Annotated in this window: 26 protein-coding genes; 13 read left to right on the top strand and 13 right to left on the bottom strand. The window is 40.6% G+C overall.

The genetic code is table 11. The features are described 5' to 3' along the window. The first annotated feature begins 81 nt into the window (after window positions 1-81). Both B5G52_RS11260 and B5G52_RS11255 read left to right on the top strand, forming a co-directional pair. Window positions 82-714, top strand: a complete 633-nt coding sequence (locus B5G52_RS11260) for a 2OG-Fe dioxygenase family protein (RefSeq protein ID WP_087532743.1) — start codon at window positions 82-84, stop codon at window positions 712-714. A 9-nt stretch (window positions 715-723) separates the two neighbouring features. After that, the gene (locus B5G52_RS11255) at window positions 724-1,956 is read left to right on the top strand and encodes a cysteine desulfurase-like protein (RefSeq protein ID WP_087532742.1); all 1,233 of its coding nucleotides are present in this window, start codon (window positions 724-726) and stop codon (window positions 1,954-1,956) included. Window positions 1,957-2,094: 138 nt separating this feature from the next. Here B5G52_RS11255 and B5G52_RS11250 read toward each other — a convergent pair whose 3' ends face one another. Then, on the bottom strand, window positions 2,095-2,799 hold the full coding sequence (locus B5G52_RS11250; protein ID WP_087532741.1) for a 2OG-Fe(II) oxygenase: 705 nt from the start codon (window positions 2,797-2,799) through the stop codon (window positions 2,095-2,097). A gap of 23 nt (window positions 2,800-2,822) precedes the next feature. On the opposite strand from B5G52_RS11250, the gene B5G52_RS11245 reads away from it, so the two are divergent. Next, complete coding sequence (locus B5G52_RS11245) at window positions 2,823-3,224, top strand: thioesterase family protein (RefSeq protein ID WP_087532740.1); 402 nt, start codon at window positions 2,823-2,825, stop codon at window positions 3,222-3,224. Window positions 3,225-3,306: 82 nt separating this feature from the next. Here the strand turns inward: B5G52_RS11245 and B5G52_RS11240 are convergent, their stop codons facing one another. Further along, a complete protein-coding gene (locus B5G52_RS11240) occupies window positions 3,307-3,555 on the bottom strand; it encodes a YdcH family protein (RefSeq protein ID WP_087532739.1) in 249 nt (82 codons plus the stop codon). Between the two features lie 429 nt (window positions 3,556-3,984). On the opposite strand from B5G52_RS11240, the gene B5G52_RS11235 reads away from it, so the two are divergent. The 8 genes from B5G52_RS11235 (at window position 3,985) to speD (ending at window position 11,834) form a co-directional block, all read left to right on the top strand. After that, window positions 3,985-4,566 (top strand): aminodeoxychorismate/anthranilate synthase component II, encoded by a 582-nt coding sequence (locus tag B5G52_RS11235; protein ID WP_087532738.1) that lies wholly within the window; start codon window positions 3,985-3,987, stop codon window positions 4,564-4,566. Window positions 4,567-4,612: 46 nt separating this feature from the next. Then, window positions 4,613-5,773 (top strand): HDOD domain-containing protein, encoded by a 1,161-nt coding sequence (locus B5G52_RS11230; RefSeq protein ID WP_087532737.1) that lies wholly within the window; start codon window positions 4,613-4,615, stop codon window positions 5,771-5,773. A 379-nt stretch (window positions 5,774-6,152) separates the two neighbouring features. Further along, window positions 6,153-7,358 (top strand): aspartate aminotransferase family protein, encoded by a 1,206-nt coding sequence (locus B5G52_RS11225; protein ID WP_087532736.1) that lies wholly within the window; start codon window positions 6,153-6,155, stop codon window positions 7,356-7,358. An 88-nt stretch (window positions 7,359-7,446) separates the two neighbouring features. Further along, complete coding sequence (gene astA / locus B5G52_RS11220; protein WP_087532735.1) at window positions 7,447-8,463, top strand: arginine N-succinyltransferase; 1,017 nt, start codon at window positions 7,447-7,449, stop codon at window positions 8,461-8,463. A gap of 15 nt (window positions 8,464-8,478) precedes the next feature. Then, the gene (gene astD / locus B5G52_RS11215) at window positions 8,479-9,948 is read left to right on the top strand and encodes a succinylglutamate-semialdehyde dehydrogenase (RefSeq protein WP_087532734.1); all 1,470 of its coding nucleotides are present in this window, start codon (window positions 8,479-8,481) and stop codon (window positions 9,946-9,948) included. Window positions 9,949-10,093: 145 nt separating this feature from the next. Further along, window positions 10,094-10,441, top strand: coding sequence for a DUF3802 family protein (locus tag B5G52_RS11210; RefSeq protein ID WP_087532733.1), 348 nt, complete (start codon window positions 10,094-10,096; stop codon window positions 10,439-10,441). Window positions 10,442-10,519: 78 nt separating this feature from the next. After that, on the top strand, window positions 10,520-10,933 hold the full coding sequence (locus B5G52_RS11205) for an OsmC family protein (RefSeq protein WP_087532732.1): 414 nt from the start codon (window positions 10,520-10,522) through the stop codon (window positions 10,931-10,933). An 88-nt stretch (window positions 10,934-11,021) separates the two neighbouring features. Continuing rightward, window positions 11,022-11,834 carry an adenosylmethionine decarboxylase gene (gene speD, locus B5G52_RS11200; RefSeq protein WP_087532731.1) on the top strand — a complete coding sequence of 271 codons (813 nt, stop codon included), beginning with the start codon at window positions 11,022-11,024 and terminating at the stop codon, window positions 11,832-11,834. Here the strand turns inward: speD and B5G52_RS22535 are convergent. From B5G52_RS22535 to B5G52_RS11185, 3 genes are read right to left on the bottom strand one after another with little or no spacing between them, the layout of a single operon-like run. After that, on the bottom strand, window positions 11,817-12,023 hold the full coding sequence (locus B5G52_RS22535) for a pentapeptide repeat-containing protein (RefSeq protein ID WP_087532795.1): 207 nt from the start codon (window positions 12,021-12,023) through the stop codon (window positions 11,817-11,819). The two genes, speD and B5G52_RS22535, sit on opposite strands and share 18 nt — an antisense overlap. 9 nt (window positions 12,024-12,032) lie before the next feature. After that, entirely contained in the window at window positions 12,033-12,473 is a 441-nt protein-coding gene (locus B5G52_RS11190; protein ID WP_087532730.1) for a hypothetical protein, read from the bottom strand. An 18-nt stretch (window positions 12,474-12,491) separates the two neighbouring features. Beyond that, window positions 12,492-12,767: a hypothetical protein gene (locus B5G52_RS11185; RefSeq protein ID WP_087532729.1), complete on the bottom strand. Its 276-nt coding sequence runs from the start codon at window positions 12,765-12,767 to the stop codon at window positions 12,492-12,494. A gap of 173 nt (window positions 12,768-12,940) precedes the next feature. On the opposite strand from B5G52_RS11185, the gene B5G52_RS11180 reads away from it, so the two are divergent. Next, the gene (locus tag B5G52_RS11180) at window positions 12,941-14,422 is read left to right on the top strand and encodes an NAD(P)H-hydrate dehydratase (RefSeq protein ID WP_087532728.1); all 1,482 of its coding nucleotides are present in this window, start codon (window positions 12,941-12,943) and stop codon (window positions 14,420-14,422) included. An 895-nt stretch (window positions 14,423-15,317) separates the two neighbouring features. On the opposite strand, the gene B5G52_RS11170 is transcribed toward B5G52_RS11180, so the two are convergent. From B5G52_RS11170 to rnk, 3 genes are all read right to left on the bottom strand, one after another. Continuing rightward, window positions 15,318-15,608 (bottom strand): type II toxin-antitoxin system RelE/ParE family toxin, encoded by a 291-nt coding sequence (locus tag B5G52_RS11170; RefSeq protein WP_087532726.1) that lies wholly within the window; start codon window positions 15,606-15,608, stop codon window positions 15,318-15,320. Then, window positions 15,595-15,882 carry a type II toxin-antitoxin system ParD family antitoxin gene (locus B5G52_RS11165; RefSeq protein ID WP_087532725.1) on the bottom strand — a complete coding sequence of 96 codons (288 nt, stop codon included), beginning with the start codon at window positions 15,880-15,882 and terminating at the stop codon, window positions 15,595-15,597. Before B5G52_RS11165 ends, B5G52_RS11170 begins: the two co-directional genes overlap by 14 nt. A gap of 350 nt (window positions 15,883-16,232) precedes the next feature. Next, a complete protein-coding gene (gene rnk / locus B5G52_RS11160) occupies window positions 16,233-16,646 on the bottom strand; it encodes a nucleoside diphosphate kinase regulator (protein ID WP_087532724.1) in 414 nt (137 codons plus the stop codon). Between the two features lie 294 nt (window positions 16,647-16,940). Between rnk and B5G52_RS11155 the strand changes: the two genes are divergently transcribed. Continuing rightward, window positions 16,941-18,146, top strand: a complete 1,206-nt coding sequence (locus B5G52_RS11155; protein ID WP_087532723.1) for a DUF6538 domain-containing protein — start codon at window positions 16,941-16,943, stop codon at window positions 18,144-18,146. Window positions 18,147-18,227: 81 nt separating this feature from the next. Here B5G52_RS11155 and B5G52_RS11150 read toward each other — a convergent pair whose 3' ends face one another. From B5G52_RS11150 to B5G52_RS11125, 5 genes are all read right to left on the bottom strand, one after another. Further along, complete coding sequence (locus B5G52_RS11150; protein ID WP_087532722.1) at window positions 18,228-18,614, bottom strand: hypothetical protein; 387 nt, start codon at window positions 18,612-18,614, stop codon at window positions 18,228-18,230. 198 nt (window positions 18,615-18,812) lie between these two features. Then, the gene (locus tag B5G52_RS11140; RefSeq protein WP_087532720.1) at window positions 18,813-19,721 is read right to left on the bottom strand and encodes a hypothetical protein; all 909 of its coding nucleotides are present in this window, start codon (window positions 19,719-19,721) and stop codon (window positions 18,813-18,815) included. Between the two features lie 193 nt (window positions 19,722-19,914). Next, entirely contained in the window at window positions 19,915-20,919 is a 1,005-nt protein-coding gene (locus B5G52_RS11135) for a hypothetical protein (protein ID WP_087532719.1), read from the bottom strand. Window positions 20,920-21,311: 392 nt separating this feature from the next. Beyond that, entirely contained in the window at window positions 21,312-21,872 is a 561-nt protein-coding gene (locus B5G52_RS11130) for a recombinase family protein (protein ID WP_087532718.1), read from the bottom strand. 131 nt (window positions 21,873-22,003) lie between these two features. Next, a complete protein-coding gene (locus tag B5G52_RS11125; RefSeq protein WP_087532717.1) occupies window positions 22,004-22,501 on the bottom strand; it encodes a phage terminase small subunit P27 family in 498 nt (165 codons plus the stop codon). Window positions 22,502-22,516 lie beyond the last annotated feature (15 nt).

Below are 22,516 nucleotides of genomic sequence, written 5' to 3'. Positions count from 1 at the left end.
GACGCAAAAATTTCTCTCTACTTGCATTAAAATCCCTTTCAATATTTATGAGTTAGTCTCTTATTTTTTAGGTGATATTTTATGACAGCATTAAACAACCAGAACCTATTGCAACTTCGGTTTGTAAACCAAGCTCATATCGAGGCGGTAAAGCCATCATTTGCTAATCTTCCGGCTAATCCGTACGCCGATGGTGCTTTTCGTAAACGCCGCTATTCAGTGATCAAAGCACAAGGTGACGAACTAAAACTACAAGCCACTAAAGCCTTTGTACAAGATGATTCAATTAATACCTTTCAAGGGAATGTTGAACGCACGTATGAGAACTTAGAGTCAAGCTTACTGCAAAGCGAAGGCATGAAAAGTATCGTTAATGAGTTTCGTGCAATTACAGGGATAGATGAAGAGCGCGATATTGAGATTCATCAATTTAGAATGCTTGCTATCGAAAGTGATACGCCACCAGCACCTGAGGGCATTCATCAAGATGGTTTTGATCACGTGTGTATTTGCGGTGTATCTCACGAGAATCTAGAAGGTGGTGAGCTTTTAGTATATGAAAACAAACAAGCTGAGCCATGTTTTAAAATGGAAATTAAAGACGGTATGTTTGCACTTATTAATGACCGCGAAGTTTGGCACAATGCCACACCAATGAATAAAATTGATGCAAGTAAAGACGGTTACCTAGACTGCTTTGTATTGACGGCTTAAGGAATTGCAATGAATTTAACTAAACTTCGTCGTCATTTTCCGGCATTAATGCAACAAGTGGCGGGTAAGTCACCGATATTTTTGGATGGTCCAGGTGGTTCGCAAGTGCCACAATCAGTACTTAGTGCGATGTCAGCCTATTTAGGCTATTACAACTCTAACTTGGGCGGGGCGTTTTTCTCAAGTGATAAAACTGTTGAGCTAATGACAAATGCGCGTCAAGCGGCCGCTGATTTATTAAATGCCCCGTCGAGCGACCAAATTGTATTTGGCGCTAATATGACCAGCCTAACATTTAGTTTTAGCCGAGCCATTTCGCGTGATTGGCAAGCGGGTGATGAGATCATTGTGACCAATGCAGATCACTTCTCAAATGTATCGTCTTGGCAGCAAGCAGCACAAGATAAGGGTGTGAAGGTTAATACTGCACGTATCAATGAAGCGGATTGCAGCTTAGATTTAGCACATTTTGCTAGCTTACTAAATGCCAATACTAAGCTTGTAGCTGTAACTTACGCATCAAACACCACTGGATCTATTAACGATATTCAACGTATTGTTGCTATGGCTCATGAAGTTGGTGCTTTAGTTTATGTTGATGCTGTACATTATGCGCCTCATGAATTGGTGGATGTACAAGCGCTAGATTGTGACTTTTTAGCCTGCTCTGCTTATAAGTTTTTTGGCCCACATCTAGGCATGGTTTATGGTAAGCGTGAGCATCTTGAAGGATTTACGCCTTACAAAGTTGAGCCAGCCAAAGATGTGATCCCAGGACGTTGGGAAACGGGTACGCAAAGTTTTGAGGCATTAGCAGGGCTTATTGCTGCTGTGGATTATATCGCAGATATTAGTGAGCTTGATGGCAGCTATTCACGCCGTGATAAATTAGCTTCGGCTTTTGCTAAAACGAAACAGTATGAAATGGCGTTGAGTGAGCACTTCCTTACGCGTTTGGTTAATTATCCTAAAATCAAGCTATTTGGTATTGATGATTTAGAGCGTTTATCAGAGCGTACACCTACCTTCGCACTGACATTTGAAGGGCTTGAACCGCGCCAGGTCTCTGCGTTTTTAGGTAAACAGCATATCTGTGTTTGGGATGGTAACTTTTACGCACAAGGTTTATGCAAGCAATTGGGTGTATTGAATACTGGCGGCGTTGTACGTATTGGTTGTATGCACTACAACACTACCGAAGAGCTTGATAAGTTATTTGATTTGTTTGATGAACTGGTTTGAAGCTGCCAGTTTTGTGTTTAATGTAAATACTTGACAGTGGTCAGCAGTTAATCAATTTTTTTGACCGCTGACCGCTGACCGCTGACCGCTGACCGCTGACCGCTGACCGCTGACCGCTGACCGCTGACCGCTGACCGCTTAGGATTGAGGCTGTCCATATATTTGTTCTGCGCGGTTAAACATGATCCAGGACGTTAAGATATATTTATCATTTGAAACTGGCTTATTGCCGCGATGGGTGTGGGTGAAGTAACCAGGGGCTACAACCATTGTGCCTTTTTTGGGAGATATTTTACGTTGTTGGTAGTAAAACTCAGTCTCGCCACCTTCTTCAACATCATTTAAGTAAAACATAAAGAGTAGCACGCGGTGCAGGGCTTCGTTATGGCCAGCTTGTGGGTAAACTTCGCTATGCCAATAAGGGTAGCCACCTTTATTGGTTTGATATTTCTGCGCTTGAATATTCCCCAGCCTAAAGATTTGCTGCACTAATAAAGGGAGTTGTGGCTTACCTATTTCATCAAAGTTAGCTTGTGTTAGGTCCGTTGGCACCCCCGTTTTTGGATGATACACTTTTAGCCCAAACGCGCCTATCATCATAAAAATATGCTCTTCCAGATATTTAAATATATAACCAGCGGTGGTTTGTTGGATATGTTTTAGTTGCTCAGTGTATTCTGGGTGGTTATTTAAATAAAGATCATGGCTGTCTTTTTTAGCCAAATCAATGCCGCCCGATGTCATACCTTGTTTTAGATGCGGGCTTTGTTCAAAGAGCGTGATAAAGTTATCGCAAAATTCATTGCTTAGGGCGTTATCGTAAACGCGGATAAAGTCCGTCATGAGCTGCCTTTATTGGAATTATTATGTTTATAGAAAAAATTACACCGCGCTTTAGCGAAACCGATGTACTAGGACACATTAACAATACCGTACTCCCTGTGTGGTTTGAAGCGGCCAGAGCACCTATTTTTAGATTTTTTACCCCTGACTTAAATCCACATGAGTGGAAGTTGATCATCGCCAAAGTAGAAGTAAACTTTGTGGGTGAGCTTTTTTATGGTCATGATGTTGAAGTGAAAACTGTGGTAGAACATATTGGTTCTAGCTCTTTTGTTATCCGCCAAGAGGCTTATCAGCAAGATAATCTTTGTGCACTAGGTAAAACAGTATTAGTACGTTATGACTTTAAAGCGAAAACAAAGAAGGCGTTATCTAGTGAGGAAAAATCAGCACTGAATGAGCACCTAGTTACTGATCAAAAGTAGCAACTATAAGTTTTTATTTTGGCATTTGAAAAAACAACATCATAAAAATAGTTTAGAGCCCACATTGGTGGGCTAGAATGGGTTAAGAAGCGTGAGCGTTCATTAACTCTTGATGTAGCCAATCTTTCAATTCAGCACGTTCGACTTTCATTTGGTGCATTGATTGGTCATCAATCGGTGCATCTTGAAGTTCTAATACACGCACTTCTTTATCAATGGCATCATATTGCTTAGCTTTTATTGCAAACTCGGAACTTTCTTTACTTAATGCAGTGATGGTATTTAGATATTCAGGAAACTCTTTAGTTAATGAATGGTCTTCGCCTAACATAGGTTGCTCCTTTAGGTTGAATACAGGTAATGTAGAGAGTATTAACCCTACATAATAGAGCTTGGGTTATTTAATAATAAATCAACAGTGAGCAACTTTTTTCTCTTATCATAGAGCTTAATGTCGGTACCAATATTACATTGCTCAAAATCATTTTCAGAGCTCAGTATGATATCTGTTTGTGTTTAAGCCATTGGTTTATCGTCGGCACCTGCTCGTTTTATAAAGTAAGTATCAACAACCTCCACCAATTGAGTGCTGTTTTGGCAGCGATGGATGGGATAAGGTTTTAAAGGTGGGTTTCAATCTGGTTTTTTGGTTTTTAATGGAGCTTGATTTGATATTTCACCGATTGTTGGTTGTGTTGAGGTGGTTTGGGTATAAAATGCGACCCCATTATTCTGATTAAGCTTTTGGGTTCTGTATTTCATGCTGCTAATGATCGACAACTATGACTCGTTTACCTACAACTTGGTGCAATATTTTCAGCGCCTAGATCAAGAGGTGTTAGTAAAGCGCAACGATGAGTTAACCATTGCACAAATTAAGCAGCTTAACCCTCAGCATATTGTTTTATCGCCAGGGCCTTGTTCGCCTAATGAGGCGGGAGTGTCATTGCAAGTGGTTGAGCAATTAAAAGGAATATACCCTATTTTAGGGATATGCTTAGGACATCAAACTATCGCCCAAGCACTTGGAGGTAATGTAATACGTGCCAAACAGGTTATGCATGGAAAAACATCGCCGATTTATCATAATAATAAAGGTGTGTTTAAAGGTTTGGCGAATCCGCTAACGGTTTGTCGTTATCATTCATTGGTTGCGCAGCGACAAAGTTTGCCCAGCGAGCTAGAAGTTACTGCTTGGACGCAAACAGTTGACGGTGAGTTTGACGAAATTATGGGATTACTACATAAAACTTTAGCATTAGAAGGGGTACAATTTCACCCCGAAGCAATTTTAACCGAACAAGGGCTTGAATTACTTGCCAACTTTTTAACTCGGTTCTAGGCTTAGAACTTACTCTTTAAATAACATTTATAAAAGATACTAATTAATGACAGACAAATCGCGCCAACAAGTCACTGCAAAAGCACTCGCTCAACGCGCACATGATCTGTTGCTGGGGCATAGCTTTGCTCAGCGCCAAATCGGTTATATTCACACCTTAGAAATCGATTATGGTGAGCCAATAAAACAGCGCACCTTACTTGAAGTAGAAGTCGCAGCGCAAACAAAGCGACAAAAATCCAGTACAGCCCATCATAAGTATCGTGCGCAAGCGAGTGAACAACTTCATCAAGTGATAGAGCATGCAATGCAAAAGCAGCTAGCTGATATTGATACTGTTATTCATGATACAATTGGCATCGAAGATAATATACCTGCAATTTTAGATATTCTGTCAGTTAAATCTGCATCCGTAGGTCGTTTAGAGCCATTAGTTAACGACTTGAGCTGGCTAGGCCGTGAGCTTGTGACCTTTGTGAATCTGCCTTATTACCGAACTCAGCGTAATAAACATACTTCTGTTAAAGTCGATAATCCGTCTTTAGCGCTGCGTTATATCGGTCTTGATAACTTAAAATTTGTAGTGCCAACCTTTGCGGTACGCCATTGGATGCCTCATAGCACTGAGCCATTCCCGCTATTAAAACGTCGCTTGCGCGATAACTCAATGGCTTGTGCTATTGCTGCACAAGAGTTAGCTAAATTAAATGGTGTAAACGAAATTCATGCATTTACCCTAGGTATGCTATTGGATGTAGGTAAGATTGCTTTGGTACGACTTTACTTACGTACCTTTGAGTTGGTATGGCAACGCAAAGTAAGTTTAGCGCGGGATGAACAGCAAAAAGATTTACACACGGCTTTATTAGAGCTCAAGCCTGATCCCCTTTTTTTAAGCACTTTGTTAAGTGAGCACTCTTTAAAGGTAACGCAAAAGGTGATTGATAAAATGGCCTTTCGTTATTTACCTTTTAAGTTTGCCATGCAGCAACTCACAACGCCGTTAGGCAAAGGCGATACATTATTACCTTTAACAGAGGTGATACAAAAGGCTCGCTGTTATTCTCAGCACCTCACCCTGGTTGAGCATCAAATGGTAGAAAGTGATGAAACAGCACGATGGTTTGAGTTTTTCAATTTCACTAAATCGGAACTAAACCAGCTAGAAAAAACCAATTTCCAGCACTTCCATATAAAAATTGACTAATTTCATAAATTTTTTGTTAATTTTTTTGCGACTATTCATTCATTAGTCAGTTTAAAACTCTGCTTTAGTTTATGAGCTAAAGGTGTGCTCAGTGAGTAACGGAGCAGAGTTATGCAAGAAAGTCTTGGTTATAAACCTGAGTAAATAGTTATTCACTATCTATGAAATAATATCTCAAAGCCTTGAATAACAAGGCCTGCATGAAAGTTTTCTAAGAGACAACAGCATAAAACTCTGAAATAATGGCCTTCTGAAAATTGAACCAGAGAGTATTTTTTGGCAATTTAAGCTATGCTCATTTACGCCAAAAGGAATGGTGCACCAATCCACCATTCAATTATTCACACTCTCTGTGATATCACAATTAAGAGGATAAAAAATGACAGTTAATCGCGAATTATTTGATCAAGTAATGGTACCAAACTACGCACCTTCAAGCGTTATTCCTGTTCGTGGCGAAGGCTCACGTGTATGGGATCAGCAAGACCGCGAATACATCGATTTTGCTGGTGGTATCGCTGTTAACTGTCTAGGCCATTGTCATCCTGCATTAGTTAATGCATTAAAAGAGCAAGGCGAGAAGATTTGGCATTTATCAAATGTAATGACCAATGAACCTGCGCTTCGCCTAGCTAAAAAGCTAGTTGATGCTACATTTGCTGAAAAAGTTTATTTTGCCAACTCAGGTGCAGAAGCAAATGAAGCGGCGCTTAAATTAGCGCGCCGTTTAGCGCTTGAAGAATTTGGTGCAGAAAAGTCACAAATCATTGCATTTAATAAAGGTTTCCACGGCCGTACATTCTTTACTGTAACAGTAGGTGGTCAAGCTGCTTACTCTGACGGTTTTGGCCCTAAGCCAGGTGACATCGTACATTGTGATTACAACGATTTAGCTGCTTTTGAAAAGCTAATTTCAGACAAAACATGTGCGGTAATGATGGAGCCTCTACAAGGTGAGGGCGGTATTGTTTCGCCAACTGACGAATTTGCTAAAGGCGTTCGTGAGCTGTGTACTAAACATAACGCACTACTTATTTTTGATGAAGTACAAACAGGTGTAGGCCGTACAGGTGAACTATACGCTTATCAAGGTTTAAGTGTTACTCCTGATATTTTAACGTCTGCTAAAGCATTAGGCGGTGGTTTTCCAATTGGCGCAATGCTAACGACGACTGAAATCGCAAAGCACTTAAAAGTAGGTACTCATGGTTCTACTTATGGTGGTAACCCATTGGCTTGTGCCGTAGGTGAAGCTGCATTTGATACAGTTAACACGCCAGAGGTACTTGCTGGCGTTAAAGCAAAAGAAGCATTGTTCCGTGAATTACTAACGGCTGTTAATGATAAATACAAAGTGTTTTCAGAAATCCGTGGTCAAGGCTTATTAATCGGCGCTGTAGTAACTGAGCAATACAAAGGACGTGCAAAAGAGTTTTTAGTTGCCGGTATTAACGAAGGTGTTATGTCGTTAGTCGCTGGCGCTGATGTTGTGCGTTTTACACCGTCTTTAGTTATTCCAGAAGCTGATATTCGTGAAGGTATGGCACGCTTTGAAAAAGCCGTTGCTACAGTCGTGAACGGTTAATCAACCCGTCTCATCTGATCAAGGGCAAGTAGCAAGCTTGCCCTAGTATTCTAATTTTACCGTTATTTATAAGGGAGCAAGCGGACTCATGATGATCCTTCGCCCAATCCAGCAATGTGATTACCCAGCTTTATTGAAGATTGCCCACGAATCGGGGCATGGCTTTACGTCTTTACCTAATAACGAAGCGTTATTACAAAAGAAAATAGACCATTCAGTAAGCTCATTCGCAAAAAGTGCATCTCACCCGGGTGATGAAGGCTACTTGTTTGTTCTTGAAGATAGCGAAACTGGTGAAGTGGTGGGTACTTCTGCCATCGAAGCTGCCGTAGGCCTTGATGACGCGTTTTACCATTATCACCTTAGCAAAGCGATTCATTCATCTCGTACTTTAGATGTTTACAAAGCGGTTGATATACTAACCCTGTGTAATGATTACACCGGTGCAACCGAGCTATGTACACTATTTTTAAGAGACGGCTATCGTAAAAACAATAACGGCAAGCTACTGTCAAAAGCACGTTTTATGTTTATTAAACAACATCAAGAACGTTTTGCTGAGACCGTTATCGCAGAAATGCGCGGTGTATCAAATGAAAATGGTGACAGCCCGTTCTGGCAATGGCTTGAAGAGCATTTTTTCTCGATGGACTTTCCAACCGCAGATTACTTAACAGGTATTGGGCAGAAAGTGTTTATCGCGGAGCTGATGCCTAAGTACCCAATTTATGTCAACTTATTAAGTAAAGATGCGCAAGCAGTAATTGGTAAAGTACATGACAATACACGCCCTGCAATAGAGCTATTAAAGAGTGAAGGTTTCACCTTTAACGGCTACGTTGATATTTTTGATGCAGGCCCTACTGTTGAAGCTAAAGTAGGCAATATTGCAACCATTCGTAATGCAAATAACTTTACTGTAAAAATTGGTGACAATAGTGGCGACACGCCAGTAATGCTAGCGAACGATAAATTAAATGACTTTAGAGCAACCGTCGCACAGTTAAACTTTGATGCGACAAGCGCAGAGCTTACATTGCCTCAAGCAATGGCCGACGCACTTCATTTACAAGCGGGCGATACCGTTACCGCAACAAGCTTATAATTTAGGAGAAAGTATATGACTCATCCTGCACAATTTATTAATGGTCAGTGGTCGCAAGGCCAAGGCGATACATTTAATTCAGTAAACCCTGCAAATAACGATGTTATTTGGCAAGCAAATTCAGCAACCAGCGAACAAGTTGATAGTGCGGTAAATTCAGCACGTAAAGCTTTCTATAGCTGGGCTGATAAATCATTCGATGAGCGTTTAGCCATTGTAAAAACATTTGCTGAAACCTTAAAAGAACACAGCGAAGAGCTTGCTGTAGCTATTGCGCAAGAAACGGGTAAACCATTATGGGAAACCCGCACTGAAGCCGGTGCAATGGTGGGTAAAATAGCGATTTCTGAAAAAGCATTTTTAGAGCGTACGGGTGATGTAGAAAACCCAATGCCACAAGGCCGCGCGATGATCCGCCATAAGCCACATGGTGTAGTTGCCGTGTTTGGGCCTTATAACTTCCCTGGCCACTTACCTAATGGTCATATTGTTCCTGCACTATTAGCAGGTAACACCGTGGTATTTAAACCATCTGAACTAACCCCTATGGTGGCTGAGCTAACCCTTAAGTTATGGGAAAAAGCAGGGCTACCAGCTGGCGTGATTAACCTTGTACAAGGCGAAGTTGAAACAGGTAAAGCGCTTGCAGCGCATAAAGAGATTGATGGCTTGTTCTTCACGGGCTCATCACGCACAGGACATATCTTGCATGAGCAGTTTGCAGGCCAGCCAGGTAAAATTCTCGCATTAGAAATGGGGGGTAATAACCCGCTTATCATTACTGATGTTGCAGATACAAAAGCCGCAATTCACGATATACTGCAATCTGCATTTATCTCAAGTGGTCAACGCTGTACGTGTGCACGTAAGTTATTTTTACCAGCGGGTGAGCAAGGCGATGCGATCTTAGCGGGTCTTATCACAGCGACTAAAGCTATTAAAGTGGGTAACTTTGATGATGCAGACCAGCCGTTCATGGGGGCGATGATTTCATCAGCTGCCGCAGCAGGTATGGTTAAAGCGCAGCAGCAGCTTGTTAAGCTAGGTGCAGAGGTACTTGTGGAGCTTACACACACTGAAAACACAGGCTTTGTTACGCCAGGTATTATCGAGTGTACAAATGTAGCAAACTTCCCAGATGAAGAGCATTTTGGCCCGTTATTAAAAGTGTTCCGCTTTACTGATTTTGATAGTGCTATCGATAAAGCAAACGACACCAGCTTTGGTTTATCAGCAGGCTTATTAAGTGATAACGCTGCGGATTATGACCACTTTTTACGTCGTATTCGTGCTGGTATTGTTAACTGGAACCGCCCAATCACAGGTGCATCAAGTGCTGCGCCATTTGGTGGTATTGGTGCATCCGGTAACCATCGTGCAAGTGCATACTATGCAGCAGACTATTGCGCATACCCAGTAGCTTCTGTTGAACTTGAAAAAGTAGCGATGCCAGCGACATTAAGCCCTGGTTTAAAAATTGATTAGCACCGAGTATTAAATTGGTACTAAATAACTAAAAAAGCAGCCTCGGCTGCTTTTTTTGTATTGCTTAATGCTCAAAGGTAGCAATTAAAAGCGCTTTCTGCTTAAATCATATAGTCGTGATAATTTTATTGTAGGTGTTTTAATTATGGTTTTAGATAGGCAAGGGTATGATGATCTCATCATGTATCTCACTCAAAATTTAGCGTTATTTGAGAAGCCCGGCGAAATAAAACCTGGTGCTCCTACAGTAATGGAATTAATTGAAGACGATATCGCAGAAAATGTAATGCTGTTATGCCAGCAACATACAGAGCTTTCAACTGAGCAGCGCGGCATGATAGTACGTGAAGTAGATGGTATTGTGTATGACTTACAAGAAGTACTTAGCAGTGTTACCAGTAAGCAAGTGACTATTGAGCAACATGCATTTATTGATGAGTTTGCCGGTTTAGTTAAAAATCTATTTGATTGTGCCGTAGCCGAAGGCGCGTAATTACGTTGAATATCGCTTTTAATTGCATCTGAGCGTGACTTGCATACAATAAATAAAACAATTTTTTAGAGTAGAAAAATGCAAGCGAATGTAAAATGGGTTGAAGGCGATACGTTTATTGGTCGTTCTAATTCGGGTCATAATGTAGTATTTGATGCTGGCAGTGATAGCGCAGCGCCAAGTCCTATGGAAATGGTATTAATGTCTGTTGGCTGTTGTTCATCTGTAGATGTGGTGAGCATTCTTAAAAAAGCTAAACAAAACTTCTCTGATGTTCAAGTACAGCTAAGCTCAGAACGTGCTGAATCAGCTCCTCGTGTATTCACCAAGATTAACTTACACTTTGTTGTAACAGGCAATAATGTGTCTGAAAAGCATCTTTCACGTGCGGTGCAACTGTCTGCCGAAAAGTATTGTTCAGTCGCATTAATGCTTGATAAAACAGTAGAAATCACCCACAGCCACGAAGTTGTACAAGAACAGGTAAAATAACGCTTTTTCCTGCGGTGAAATTCGTATAAAATCCGCGAACTTTTAATTCTGCAAGTGCAGATCTCACTCGTTTACAGGTTGGTTTAGTATGAACAAACCCTTCGATAAAATTAAGCTTCATGGCTTTAATAATTTAACCAAAAGCTTAAGCTTTAGTATTTACGATATTTGCTACGCAAAGACCGAACAACAGCGTAAAGAATATATTGAATATATCGACGAGCAGTACAGTGCTGATCGACTTACCGATATTCTAGGTGAAGTGGTTGATATAATAGGCGCAAATATCCTAAATGTATCTCGCCAAGACTACGATCCGCAAGGCGCTAGCGTAACGATCTTAATTGCAGAAGAACCTATTGAGCAACAGCAAACCTACGATGTTGATGAAGCGCCAGGGCCATTACCTGATGCAGTGGTTGCGCATTTAGATAAAAGCCACATTTGTGTGCATACATACCCTGAAGCGCATCCTGATGATGGTATTTGTACATTTCGTGCTGATATCGAAGTATCAACCTGTGGCATTATCTCGCCATTAAAAGCGTTGAACTTCTTAATTCATAGCCTTGAGTCAGACGTTGTAACAATCGACTACCGCGTACGTGGTTTTACCCGTGACGTAGATGGTGTGAAACACTATATCGATCATGCTATTAATTCGATTCAAAATTACATGACTGAAGATACCAAAGAAGCGTACCAAATGATGGACGTGAACGTGTATCAAGAAAACTTATTTCACACTAAGATGATGTTAAAAGAAACCGATTTAAATACTTATTTATTTGGTGTTTCTACAGATGACTTATCTGACGACGAAGAAGAAGAAATTCGTTCTAAGTTAACCCGTGAGATGCAAGAGATTTTCTACGGTCGTAATTTACCAGATACAGAATAAGCTAAGCTTGTTCTGAAAAAACGGCGTATAACGAAAGTTATGCGCCGTTTTTTGTAAGTTAGCGAGATTAAAGTTAGTGAGAGTAAAGTTAGCGAGAGTAAAGTTAGCGAGATTAAAGTTAGCGAAAGTAAAGTTAGCGAAAGTAAAGTTAGCGAAAGTAAAGTTAGCGAAAGTAAAGTTAGTTTGAATAAAGTGCTCTCAGTGTCGGTGGTAAACTTGCCAGTAGGCTTTAGCACCTAATAAAAAGCATATACCAACGTATAGCCAAACCGAGCTGGCTACTAATTGCCAAATATCAAGTTCAGTTGAGCGAATAAGTAATGGTACTGCAATTAAAGCACGGGCTACGCATATCAAAGCGATGGTTGATAAAGCCGCTGTGGTTAAAGGCATTTTTCGTATTGTGCCCGCAGCTGAGAACGCATAGACACTACAGGTAAGCATAAGCCCAGCAACTATAATCGTGGCAGCAGGCGCAAGATAGGTGCCTTGTTGAGCTGACTCAATTAACACGTGCGGCGCCCTAGCAAAGGTATACCAGCTTGGCCCACCCCAAATACAGAGTAAATGCCAAACGGCCACAGCAAAAGCGATGACCCCCGCGCTGGTTAATAGTTTCTTGGTGTTAGTTTTTTGCATGATCTAAGTCTACTTTTGTTATTCTATGGTTTCATCATCAGGCGGATCGCCAGAATCTTCTTTGCGCTTACGTTGTTCTTGTTTGGCTTTTTGGACATTCTCAAATTGCGGGGGCGGAATAGGAAATAACGAAATCAGTGGGAAGAACGACAAAAATAAAAATGCTCCCCGTGACATGGTTTTACCCGAGGCCAGAACTTTAATCATGACCCACACTATAATAAGTAACAGTAAGGTGACGACAAGCCAATTTAGTAATAATGTGCCAAGGCCAACACTATCTAATAAATCCATTTGTTTTCAATATGGTTACTAATATAAAGTTAATGAGGGTTAATTGAACAATATCAAGTTAAAGTCATTGCTGTGTAAAAATAAAAACACACGATCGCCAGATTGGTTATCAACCATTTGACTGCTCTTGTGAGCACTTATATGCTGGTAAAAAACCACAATTAAGGTTGAACATGTCAGCTAACTTACTCCAATGTGTATTTAGCGCCGAGCAAGTACGCACACACGAACCTAGTGCAGCAGAGCAAAGCGCTGTGTCTATGTATACGCTAATGGAGCGTGCAGGTAAGGCAGTGTTTGAGCAGGCGATGAAACACTACCCACTCGCTCAAGATTATGTTGTTTTAGTTGGCGTAGGCAATAATGCTGGTGATGGTTATATTGTTGCAAGTCTCGCTAAAAAGGCAGGGAAGCAAGTAACAGTGATTGCGGCTGCACCAGATAAACCATTAACGGGTGATGCGCTAACAGCGCAAAAAGCATGGTTGGCTATTGATGGCGAAATATCAACTTATGACCCGCTAACAATAAACAGTGCTGACATTATTATTGATGGTTTGCTAGGCACTGGCCTTAAAAGTGAGGTGCGAGAGCCATTTACCAAGCTAATAAAAACGGCCAACGATAGCCCAGCGCCAATTATTGCGATTGATTTACCTTCGGGCATTGATGCCGATACGGGCGCTGTACAAGGTATAGCTATTAAAGCCGAGCTTTGCGTTACGTTTGTTGGCATAAAGCAAGGCTTAGTAACGGGCGAGGGCAGAGCATATGCGGGTAAATGTGAATTTGCAGACTTAGGCGTTGGTCAGGCGTTTATCCAATTGGCAGAGCCAAGCGCAGCGCTTATTAATTATGACACCACTCAAGGCTTAACTAAGCGACAAAACAACAGCCACAAAGGCAGTCATGGCAAGTTACTGTGTGTTGGCGGTAATGCGGGCACTGCCGGTGCAATAAGGTTAACTAGCGAGGCTGCGCTTCGTACAGGTGCAGGTATGGTTAAGGTATATACTCACCCAGACTCTGTATTGGCTATCAGCATGGGTCGTCCTGAGTTGATGGTGACGACAACCGATCTTAACGCAGCATTAGAGTGGGCTACGTGCATAGCCATTGGCCCAGGGCTTGGTCAAGACTCATGGGCTAAATCCACCTTTGAAACGGTTATTGAGCACTGTGTTGCTTACAATAAAACAATAGTTGTCGACGCCGACGCATTAAACCTTATTGCTCAGCAATCAACGCCTATTTCATTAAAAAACACAATATTCACACCGCACCCAGGCGAAGCCGCACGGCTACTTGATTGCACTATTAGTGATATTGAGTCAGCGCGTTATCAAAGTGCACGCAAATTGGCAGAAACATATTCAGCGACCTGTGTACTCAAAGGAGCGGGTAGTATTATCGCTAATGACACTAAAGCGTGGGTATGCACAGATGGCAACCCTGCACTAGCGGTCGGCGGCAGCGGTGATGTACTCACTGGGGTTATTGCTGGCCTTATCGCACAAGGATTAACGACTGAGCAAGCTGCGTGTTTTGGTGTGATCTTGCATGCAAAAGCTGGAGATATAGCCGCACAGCGTGACGGCGAACGAGGCATGCTGCCGAGCGATCTGTTCGCTATAGTTAGAGAGTTGGTAAACTAAAGCCGTCAGTTTCTGATAGTTAAAAACTGAAAGCTATAATACGCAAAACCCAGCCGAAGCGGGGTTTTCTTATAAGCGAGGTGCTTAGGGGATGATGTCGGGTAGCAGCTACGCGTTACTGCGCCACCGCCTATTAGAACTGTACATGCGAATTTCCCCGCATACGGCCCAAGCCTTTATAAACCAGTACCTACTTACGGAGCGGCGATTAATCACTGAAAAGTTTTATAAATATACCTAAGAGACTAATTAATAGACCAAAAATAACTAACCTTCTATCAATCGTCCAAGTAACGAGCTCTTCACAAGGTTGTGAAATTGTCGCTAACTCTGAAAGCTTCGCGTGCCCATATTCTGTAATTGAAACATTAGTATAAAAGTTGCAAGTACTCGAGGGTGTATACGTCCCCTGAATGTAGCCTCTTTTATCCAGATCTCTTAGAATATCGAAATTGAACTCTAGGCTCTCAGAGGAAATTTGTTCGACTATCGGGCCTTTTGACTTAAGTCTATTTAAAACCTCAATGTAACTTGCTGGTAACATAAATTACTCCGTGGATAGGAAAAATAGCATAGGGACTATTCATCCGTTATAGATAACCTGATCCATATAACTTTATGGAATAGTCTTATAACCATTTTAACTCTATGTCAACTGTGTAAAATATGTACTTGCCTATAACTGCTAGTGCGCAGCAACAGTAAGTTACTTGGCTCGTCTGAATCGCCTTTACCCTTTCTACAAGATGATGGATATTTTACCCTGTTTCTTTGGTCATTTTATGGCGCCACATTACGCAGCATCGCTTTTTAACTATCAATTGGAGGCGACTATCTATTTTGGCAGTTTGTTAATATGACTTTTCAGACATGTTTTGACCTTACCAAAATATGATTAGAAGTGTTTTGATGGATCCATGCGCTGATGAAGAATACGGGCTACATTAATACCACTTTCATTAATTTGATAAAAGACAATATGCTTCTCTACTGGAAAGCTTTTAGCGCCAGTATAAATATCACCCCTTTCTCTGCCAAAATCAGGATACTGAGCTAATTTCAATAACGCGGCATCGATAGTTTGAGCATACTCCTTTGCTTGTGCGCTTCCCCAAGACTCAATAGTTGTTGAAATTATTTTAAATAAATCTTTTTCAGCTAAAGGAGATAATTTATAGCGAGACATCAGTTTTATTACTTGCTGACTTGTTAGCGACAGAAATAGAAGCTTGTTCAAATATATCCATCACGCTGTGATTTGACGAGTCATCAGCAGCTAGCTGCTCGAAGCCTTTCACCACCTCTTCTCGCAATATTTCAAGTTGCTGGTTTCTAGCAACATCTTTCTCAAATAATAGTCTCAAACCATCACGGATCACTTCACTTGCTGAAGTATATAAACCTTCTGATACCTTCTCAGAGATTCTTTTTTCAAACTCTTTACCTAAAGTAATATTCATAATTATCCCTCCAATAATTTGTTAATCACATTATGCGCATAACATGCGCGTAATTCAAGTTTGCAAAGTTATTAAAGAAAAATGTGAATACTGGTATTAGACCTTTAGTTTATTGAAATAGTAAAGAAGAAATCCATACCATCTTGTAGTGGTCAATGAAGTTGCTCACTACAGAGCGTTAGGTAATAATCTTAGTCCTGTGCATTGCGTGTTAATGATTTAAAGCTTCGTGGCGACATTTTTTGGCAGATTTTATTACTTTCAACTCTCTAACTTTACTCTCGAAGCTCGCTGACTAAACCCCAACACACAAAACCCAGCTTTCACTGGGTTTTTAATACTGCTAACAGTTAGCGGTGTAACTCGCCAACTCTTTCTGGTTGATAGGTTATTTCTTTTATTTTTACTTTTATCACTCCGCCACTAGGCTTAGGCCACTCAATTTCATCACCTTGAGACAGGCCAAGTAGTGCACTTCCTACTGGCGCTAAAATTGATATCTTGTCGCCATTAGCATCAGCATTTTTTGGATACACTAAGGTCTTGGTGAATTCTTCTTGAGTCGATTCAACGATAAAGTTTACCGTCGAATTCATAGTAACAACCGTTGAAGGCATATCTTTTGGCTCGACTATGGTTGCGCGACCCAGTTCAGCTTCAAGTTCTTTTTCGCCAGCGAAACTACCTGCTGGTAATGATTCCATTAATTCATACAATCTATCTGCATCAAGTGACGAGATAATTAGTTTAGGTTTTTTATTCATTTCAATATCCTTAACAAGGTTGTATAAATAAAATTAACTCTGAGTATGGTTTATTACGCAGTGCAGACACTGCTCTACGCTGGAGTCATTTTATTTACTAGTTATATCCGTTATTTTAGTCCTTAAACTAAAAACCCAGCCGAAGCTGGGTTTTTAATTGAGCTAGGAGGGGAGGATGATTTTACATCAAAGTCCCCCAATCCTCCATAATTCCTTTAATCCCTGACTATTAGAGGGGTGTAAGCCACTTGGCGTTACACATTCCGGTATACATAAACTTACAAGGGATGAATTATGACCACACTAAATAAGCACATAAAGAAACATCACGACACCTACGTTTATAATCGCAGAGTACCTAAAGCAATTGCTCATCTTCACGTTGGTAAGACACACATCACATTCAGCCTTAATACGAGTTGTATAAAAACAGCCAGATTAAAACGGGACAGATACAACGGCCAATTGGCGATTCAAGTGCAATCAGCACTAAGTCCAGAGAGGGAAACTTTTAAGAAACACTTACAGGTTGCTGAGGAATACGCTGAGGGTATTAAGGATTCTAAATCAGGTCTATTTTATGATGACTTCTTTCCTCGAAACCCTATTGCTCATGCAGCATATAGACAGGTTGCTTATGGGGAGGCAAGTCACCCTTACACCTTCACAATCAAGGAGGCTCTGAGTAGCCTGCTTGCACGTAAGGCGTCACTTTCTGACGATACTAAACAAAAGCTCAATTCCTCCCTCTCGAGGTTCCTTACCTTTATGGGAGTCAATGATATTGGATTAGAGAACATCGATAAAAAATCTGTTGTGGCTTACATTGAACACCTAGGGGGTGAATATGCTCATGGGACTATCGCTGCTCACTTATCACGCCTTAAATCAATCTGGACCCATGCTTTTCAACTAGGTGAAATACCCATTAAGCAAAGCCCATTTGAGGACCATGATTTAAGTTTTTATAAGAGCGGGTCACCACAACGCAAGCAATTATTCAGCTCTGAGCAATTACGCAAGGTTTTATCTGATTGTCCTAATGAAGTGAAACCACTGGTCAAACTAGGTTTGTTTACTGGTGCTCGTATCAGCGAGTTATGTAATGCTGACGTTGAAGTAATTGAGGGAATTAAATGTCTCGTTGTCCATAAAGGTAAAACTGATAGCGCAGCGAGGTACATTCCTTTAGCTGAACAAGTGGTAGATCTTCCGTTACCTTTGAAGATTGACCACAAAGCAGCAGGACGTACCTTTTCACGCTTTAAAGTTGGTCAGGTTACTGATGACTCATCAAGGTCATTCCATTCACTACGTAACCACTTCATCACAGCAGGCCAACGTGCTGAAGGGCTCAGCGAGTTTGATGTTGCTTACGTGGCAGGCCATAAAACAGGAACTACTATGAGCTTTGGTCACTATGCAAGGCATGATGTTAAGCGGTTGAAGCAGACTGTAGATATAGTTGCGGAACAGATTGAGCAAGAGTGGCTGGGATAAAAGATATTTTTGTGTTGAATTAGGAGTTACAAAAGATAGTAAAGTCGCCTAGAGTGTAGTGCTAGGTGACTACTTTTGGAATTAAGTTTTGTCTTCTGCTATAGCTTTCGCTGCTTTAATAGTTAGGTTCTTTTTGATGGTAAGCAACTCTTTAGTTGATTCATCACAAGTTGTATCTTTAATTAGAAGGTTTATAAAATTTATTTTTTTAGTAAACTTTCTTTTATAGTCTCTAAGCTTTAGCTCATAACGTATTAAGGATAAAAGCCAAGTAAGTATATAGGATAGTGCACCAGCTATAAAAGAAAGTACTTGTTCAGACAAATAATTTGAAAGTAGTGATTCATCAGTCAGTGTTTTTGACCATGTCAGTAGGACGAACATAATAATACCAGTCAAAGCTGCACTGCTTAATACATCTTGATTTTTAATACCTTTTGAAGGAGCTACAATATCAATTTCAGACATTGTTATTACTCTTAATGCCTTTATGGTGGAGTACTATCTCCCATAATGGATCACCTTGATCAAGGTAAAGCGTAGTGACGTTTTGTTTTCCTGTCTTATCTATTGTAGTGACTTTAACTTTCTTAGTCTTCAGTCTATCTATGATGCTAGGACCAAAGTAAATTAAGATGACTATAGTTAATGTTATACCTAATAGTATTAAAGCAGTTTCCATTGCCTATCCTCAGCCGGAATGTGTTGGATTACCTTCGTTATAGTGTAGGTCACAGATACTTTTCCTGTAAGCTTTCTTTTTTCTTTAAACCAGACTCCTTCAACTTCTAAAAGGTCATCTTTTGAGAATTTTTCTTGGTTCTCTGATACGTTTTTTAAAAACTTAGGATCTACTATCAAAACAGTAATGCTATTCTTTGGATAGTCCTTTTCAAGAAGTATCCACTTAGACTTAGGATTATAGCTAAGAGTGTCTATGTGATAAAAACCTGTAATCTTGCCATCATCCATAATATGCTTGTGGTTTCTACTTGCTATTAAATTTTGCTCTTCACCTTTAATAATTTTTATAGTGTTTTTTTCATCTTCACCTTGATTCACTGTGAGACTTGAAATACCTTCATCTGAAAGAGGCATTGCCATTGAGCTCAAAGCTGCTCTAACCTTTGGGTTGGTAAGTAACGCACACTTTAATTCATCAAGGTATACAAGCTCACCATTAATATTAATCTTGTAACCATCTGAAGTATCTTTAATGACAATCTCAGTCGTTGAGAGATCTATTTGTTTTAGTAAGCGAATCACATGCTCAATCGATGAAAATATCTTTGTACTTATATTTTGTTTATCCAAAGACTGTTGAGACTCGTTTTCAGAAGTAAATAATTTGAATATCCACCATATAGATCCTTCCCCAAACCCACCTTCTAGGTAAGACTCTAAGTTAACTTTTGATTTATAGATTTTATTTGCTTCTAGGTAGGCTTCTTGGTAGACAGTTGCAAGTGCTTTAATACTGTCCGCAACATAAATTGAATTCATTTGATGGGCTTTTATATGCTCGCCATCACCGTTGTAACGTACCATTATTGGTAATGGATTAGTTGTATTCATAAGCATTCCCTGCAGTATCTTTCAAAATTATTGTTTTTATCACAAAGCCTAATTTAACGGTTATACCATACCTAGACGACTTCTGTCACGAAACTGCGAAATGGGTAATTAATTGCAATTAGAACTTTTATGGTGCAGAAAAGGGAGTCCGTTAAGAATCCCTAATATTCCGCTAATGTGAGTTTAAATGACTTCAGAAGTCACTTAGATAGTTTAGAGCTAAGGTTCGCTGTTGTGATGAAAGACCTGATAAAATCTCTATTAACTCATCATCACAGAGATTTATTTTTCTACTCTTTTGTTTAGTGCTTACTTCTTTTTCCCTTTCAAATTCAGCCCATGGGTTAGCCGCTACGGTAGCCGTTGTGATGTGATTGAATACTGAAGGCTCCTGCTCGTCTTCTTCCCCCGTTTGCGCATCATGCGTATTTGGGGCATCGCTTTGAGCAATTTCGCTATCATGGCAATTTTGCTCACCTTGAGTCATTTGCGCATTATGCGTATTTGACTCACCTTGGCTCATTTGCGCACTATGCGTATTTGAGCCGCCTTCGTTTTGAGTCATTTGCGCATTATGCGTATTTGAATCATCTAGGATACGATTTACTGTTGGTTGTGATATACCAGTACGCAGGGAAATCTCGCGTTGTGATAGGCCCTCAAGAGCAAGTTGGTCTACAGCTATGTTGCGAGCCGCTTCTAATTCATTACGAATGATCTTAGTTTCCTGCTCATAAGTACGTGCTGAGCATTTCACTGTAGCCATGATCTTTTTCTTATTAAGTTTGAACTTGTTCTCCATGAAGCCAATACGGTCTACCTCTAAAAGAGTACGGATAGCATTCTGTATGTCACCCTTCTGACGCTTAAGGCCATGTGTAGCATTAACACCAGCGGCCGCAATGATAGCTTCAGACATAGTGTCAAATTCAGAGTAACGAATTTCTACTTCTTCTGTGTTTGCATCCGTTTGAATATCATTCTGGTTGTGTAGCCATTCAATGGCCATTAAACGGTGGAAGCCATCAATTGGTACGTACTCGTTGGTTTCTGCTACGTAAGCCACCCATGGCAACTCATGGAAAGAGCCTCTGTCTGCATAGACATGTGCAAGTTCTTCGATATGAGCTTGGTTCTCCATTAAACGTAGTTGAGTTGGAGCTTGAAGGTTAACTTGTGATAAAGCGATACAGTTCATATTGTTTGTCCTTCTATTGTTTTCATTCCATGGTTGCATAGTCTAAGTGAGCCCTTGTGATATAAGCTAAGCATTTTAATGAAGTGAATATCACGGGGTATGGGGAGCATCAGGTATCAACCTGTAGCAGTATCAATAAGTATATGACCATGGATAGTATTAATCAGTGGTATTGGTTCTATTGAAGCATAAAGGTTAGACTGGTCCATCAAGCAGTAACTTAATGTTCTTTCTCTATGGTTCTAATAGTCAGGGATAATTCATAACAGTCACAATGACACATAGATATACGACAATGTTTATTAATCAATATAGGTCTGTCTTAACGTTCTTTCTTAATGTTCTTATTGTCAGGGAGAAAGAATGAACAGGTATAAAGGTTGTTGCAAATGCTACTTATCCCTCTTTCTACTGATGTTTAATATAGTCGCCCTTGAGACACCATATTCTTTGCTTAATACAACTTTGCTGACCCCCTTAGACAGCTTGGTTATTACCTCTTGTTCTTGCTCATAGGCTAACTTGGGTTTGCGACCTCCATAATTACCACTCGCGGCTTTACCTTCACTTGTGCGAGAGATAATAAAATTTCTTTCAAGTTCAGCAAACATTCCAAGTAAATGGACCATAGCTATGCTAATAGGATCCTTCTTACTAGTCGTGTCTATCCCTTGCTCAATCGCAATGAAGCCAACCTCTTTATCTTTAAGAATATCCAAACAGGTAAGTACTTGAGAGAGGGACCTACCCAGTCTGTCTAATTTAGTAACGATTACAGTATCTCCACTGCGAACATAGTTAATAAGGGAGGTTAGTGCTTGCTTATTGGATTCTTCCTTACCAGAGTGCTTACCTTGGAAGATCTTCTCACAACCGTATGCAGATAGATGGTTGACTTGTGAAGTGAGGTCTTGCTGACTGGTAGAGACTCTTGCAAATCCTATAAGTGCCATGGTTAATCCTTGATGGTATGTCATAAACTTAAGAGATTCTTACAGGGGATGGATCTGGTGTCAATAACTCTGATAATTTAATTTATGACAATGTCAGGTTTATGGTATGAGATTGTGACAGTTGAGAAAGGTTAGGCATTCATTCGTTTGGTTGCAGCCGCTAGGAACTCCCCTAAGGCGCTCTTTTGGTCCTTGTCTTTCTGGTTAACGGTGACCTTTGAACGAGCCGCTGGAGACATACCAAGCTCACCAAGCATCTTGAGGATGACCTTAAGCTTATCGTCACGGACTCTTATCTTGGGATTAACTGTGGTCTGCATGAAGCCTGTAGCAGTAGGGAGCTTAACCATGAAGCCCTCTGTCTTAACGTAAGCATCAAGCTCGACCCACTCAGCTATCTCTGAGGCCAGTAGACCAATAATAAGAGAGTCTGCTTTGGTCACAATGCTCATATTGACACCCAGAGCTACTATCTCGTTGAAATACTCTGACGCATCTACTGAGACGAAGTGGGGCATTCGTGGAGCTTCTACGGGGAGGTCTGGCATATCTTCAGCACGACCATGTTTATTAGGTCTATAGCTACCAGTGGCTTTAAGTTCAGCTATGGATTTCTTGGGTTTAGGCATAAGGGTACTCCTTGT

Origin of the sequence: Pseudoalteromonas sp. A601 (assembly GCF_002165575.1) — a bacterium.
Taxonomy (GTDB): Bacteria; Pseudomonadota; Gammaproteobacteria; order Enterobacterales; family Alteromonadaceae; genus Pseudoalteromonas.
The sequence above is the reverse complement of the archived record's forward strand: the minus strand, read 5'-3'. Positions and strand labels throughout refer to the sequence as shown.